At 68.5% G+C, this 3,845-nt stretch carries 2 protein-coding genes (1 of these 2 only partly in view); both read right to left on the bottom strand.

The features are described 5' to 3' along the window. Positions 1 to 2,165, bottom strand: partial view of a prealbumin-like fold domain-containing protein gene (locus GLA29479_RS25900; RefSeq protein WP_057973002.1) — the 5' portion only. Its footprint begins 16 nt before the window's first position; the window shows 2,165 of its 2,181 coding nt (coding positions 1–2,165); it begins with the start codon at positions 2,163 to 2,165; its stop codon lies beyond the left edge, outside the window. Positions 2,166 to 2,704: 539 nt separating this feature from the next. Beyond that, positions 2,705 to 3,505: a prealbumin-like fold domain-containing protein gene (locus GLA29479_RS23250; RefSeq protein ID WP_082638945.1), complete on the bottom strand. Its 801-nt coding sequence runs from the start codon at positions 3,503 to 3,505 to the stop codon at positions 2,705 to 2,707. Positions 3,506 to 3,845: the final 340 nt, after the last annotated feature.

Here is a 3,845-nt window from a genome sequence, read left to right on the forward strand (position 1 = left end):
AAGCCGGCGCCGGGCGTGTCGCGCACCACCGCACCGGTCACCGACACCGGGCCGTTGTTGGTGACGCGCAAGGTGTATTGCGTGGTGGCGCCGCGCACGAGGGTGTCGTTGGCCTGGTCGTTGTCGCCGGCCAACGGTGTGTTGGTCTTGGTGATGACGAGGTCGGCGACCTGGGCGATGTTGGTGAAGGTGCAGACGATGGCGCTGCCCGATGCGGTCGCGGCGGCGTCGAGGCTCACGCTGCGGTTCGGCAAGTCGACGGTCGCATTGCCGCCGGCGCCGAGTCCGCTACAGGAAATGCCGCCGAGCAGATAACCGGCCGGCAGCGGCGCCTCGGTAACGGTGGTCGCGGTGCTCGCGGCGGTCAGCACCTGCACCGGGCCGGCCACACCGGTACCCGCGGTGACGGTGGTGATGTCGTGATTGGCGATGCCGTTGCTACCGCCGAACGAAAACGTGCCGACGCCGTTCTGGGTCACTTTCACCACCTGCAACGTAGGCAGCCGCGCATTGGTCGCGGTGCAGCTGATCTCGCTGAGGTTGGCGTTGGCGGTATTCGGCGTGGTCGGCGGCCCGACCGGTGCGCTGATCAGGCTGAAGAAGGTGCGGGTGGTGCCGGCGGCGCCGAGCGTCACCGCGGCGCCGGAGCGGTCGGTACAGGCGATGCTGGAGGTGTAATTGCTCAGGCTGGTGCCGGTGCCGGCGGTTTCGCTGACGGTGATGAGCGTGCCGAGCGGCACCGGCACCCAATCGGTGGTGCCGCCGTGGCCGACGTTCGACACGGCGCCGGTGTTGGTCTGCACCGCGGTCGCCGACGGCGGCACGACCGACAGATTGAACAAGCCCGGGTCCGACGTCGGCGCCAGCGCCTTGCTCAGGCGCACGCGCGGCAACAGGGTGATCGGGTAGTCCTCGACCTCGCCGCTGTCGGCCAGGCCGGTCGCGCTTTGCACCTGCGAGGTCGTGTAACCCAGGCGCAGGCGCGCATAGCTTTCGCCGGCGACATAGGTCGCGCCGGTCGGGACCGTCCAGTTCAAGGCGACGTTGCCGTTGCCGATCACGCCGGCGCAAGCGCGTTCGCCGGTTTCGAAGCTGCCGTTGCGATTGAAGTCGATCCAGCCGCACAACTGCGGCGACGCGCCGGCGACGGTCTGGAAGCCGGCCACCGGCACCGACAGGCTGTAGGTGCCGACGCCCACGATCGGCAGGGATGCGAAGGCGTTATCGGTATCGCCGGCGGCGTTGGTGCTGGCGCGCGGGCTGGTTGCCGGCGCCGGCGTGATGTAAGCCGTACCGTTCGGAATCGTCAACGGCAGGGTCGGGTCGATCGTCAGGCTGGCACCGAGAGTAAGGCCCGAATTGACGTGGCCGGCCATGCCGTAGCTGGTCGGCGCGTCGCTGAAGTCTTCGTCGACGGTGATCGTAACGGTGTAGCCATCCGCTCCCAGATCGCCGGGCGTGGCCGCAGTGGGGTTGCCGATGCCGATCCCGATCGGGATGGAAGTGAACGTGCCGTTGAGCTGCGCAGTGCCGCAACCCGAGGTGGTCGCCGGGTCGCCGCAAGCGACCGTGGGCGTATTGGACGAACCACGCAGGCGCGTATTGGCGAGGGTGGTGGTCAACAAACCGCCGATCACGGTCCAGGTCGAACCCGCGGGCGCGGTCATGAAGGTCGAGGAGAAACCGGCGCCGGCGCCGGTGCCGCCGAGGCGAGCGAAATGGAAGCGCGGGTTCACCACCGGACGGCTGAAACTATAGGTCAGCGTACCCATGGCCTGTTGCCCGCCTGCAGCCACGATGACCGGGGTGCCGGGGGTAAGGAAATTGAAGGTCTCGGAAACCAGGTCGATGCGCGGATCGTAGGCGGTGGGGGGATTACCGCCAAAAGACAGTCCGCCTGCGGTGATCGAGGTGGCCGTCGTCCCCGGCACCCCTCCGCTCGTGGCGGCGGTCAGCACCAGCCCGGAGATATAGGTCGTCTGGGTGCCCGTCGCCGTGTCGACGTCGGGGTTCTGTTCCGAAGCCAGCGCCGGTCCGGCCGCGACGACACCGACGATGGCAGCCGCCAGTGCGGCTCGAAGGCAGGCGATGCGGTTCCCGGTATGCCGGAATCCCGGATTCGAGCTCGCCTGGCCCGGATTGCGCACGCGCAAACGGTTCCCCATCGCTCCCCCTGTCCCCACCCGTGCCCGCCGGCAGTGCCCACTCGGCGAGCGGCACACCCTAATGGAACAACAAGCACAACACCTTGAAAGCTAAGCGCATGCAGGCTGCGTGTCAAAGCGCAAGTCAGGGGTGCAAGTCAGAGTTGCCAGACAGATTCGTCAGTCGGCTCAGGCGGCGCGCCTGAACGGACTGAATAGGGCGCCGCGGCGATCGCCGCCGGCAGCGCCATAGTCGCACCGAGCCCGGCCTTGCTCAGCGAGCAAAGCGTGGGCGCGGGTTTCGGTACCCTGCCGCTCGGAAGCGGTCTCGACCTTGACGTTCTCATGCAGCGTACTGCGGCTCTAGGGTGGAAGCAGGCTGCTAGAGGTCCGATCGCGCGCCGGCCACGCGCGGCCGGCTCTCAACCTCGGCGACGCTGCGCCGCCGGCTATGGCTGTCGCGTAGCGCGCTCGCTATGCGAATCTCACGGCCGGGGCAGGCCAGGCCCTGCCGTTCGCATGCTCGCGCAGTTCCGTACATTGCCCGGCGTGCAAGCCCGCTACAGCACCGTGCACGAGAAGCTGAGCGTTACCACCGCGCCCAGCGGTAAGGTACCCAGCGCCACACCGGCCGTCAGATCGCTCATCAGGATCGGACTCGGCGAAGACGGACAAGCTCCGGCGGTGGCACTGCTGCAGCTCACCGCATTGCCGGCCGGGCAGTTCAAGCCGGCGCCGGGCGTGTCGCGCACCACCGCACCGGTCACCGACACCGGGCCGTTGTTGGTGACGCGCAAGGTGTATTGCGTGGTGGCGCCGCGCACGAGGGTGTCGTTGGCCTGGTCGTTGTCGCCGGCCAACGGTGTGTTGGTCTTGGTGATGACGAGGTCGGCGACCTGGGCGATGTTGGTGAAGGTGCAGACGATGGCGCTGCCCGATGCGGTCGCGGCGGCGTCGAGGCTCACGCTGCGGTTCGGCAAGTCGACGGTCGCATTGCCGCCGGCGCCGAGTCCGCTACAGGAAATGCCGCCGAGCAGATAACCGGCCGGCAGCGGCGCCTCGGTAACGGTGGTCGCGGTGCTCGCGGCGGTCAGCACCTGCACCGGGCCGGCCACACCGGTACCCGCGGTGACGGTGGTGATGTCGTGATTGGCGATGCCGTTGCTACCGCCGAACGAAAACGTGCCGACGCCGTTCTGGGTCACTTTCACCACCTGCAACGTAGGCAGCCGCGCATTGGTCGCGATGCAGCTGATCTCGCTGAGGTTGGCGTTGGCGGTGTTCGGCGTGGTCGGCGGCCCGACCGGTGCGCTGACCATGCTGGAGAAAGTGCGGGTGGTGCCGGCGGCGCCGAGCGTCACCGTGGCGCCGGAGCGGTCGGTACAGGCGATGCTGGAGGTGTAATTGCTCAGGCTGGTGCCCGGTGCCGGCGGTTTCGCTGACGGTGATGAGCGTGCCGAGCGGCACCGGCACCCAATCGGTGGTGCCGCCGTGGCCGACGTTCGACACGGCGCCGGTGTTGGTCTGCACCGCGGTCGCCGACGGCGGCACGACCGACAGATTGAACAAGCCCGGGTCCGACGTCGGCGCCAGCGCCTTGCTCAGGCGCACGCGCGGCAACCAGGGTGAGTCGGGTAGTCCTCGACCTCGCCGCTGTCGGCCAGGCCGGTCGCGCTTTGCACCTGCGAGGTCGTGTAACCC

The sequence above is a fragment of the Lysobacter antibioticus genome (assembly GCF_001442535.1).
GTDB lineage: Bacteria > Pseudomonadota > Gammaproteobacteria > Xanthomonadales > Xanthomonadaceae > Lysobacter > Lysobacter antibioticus.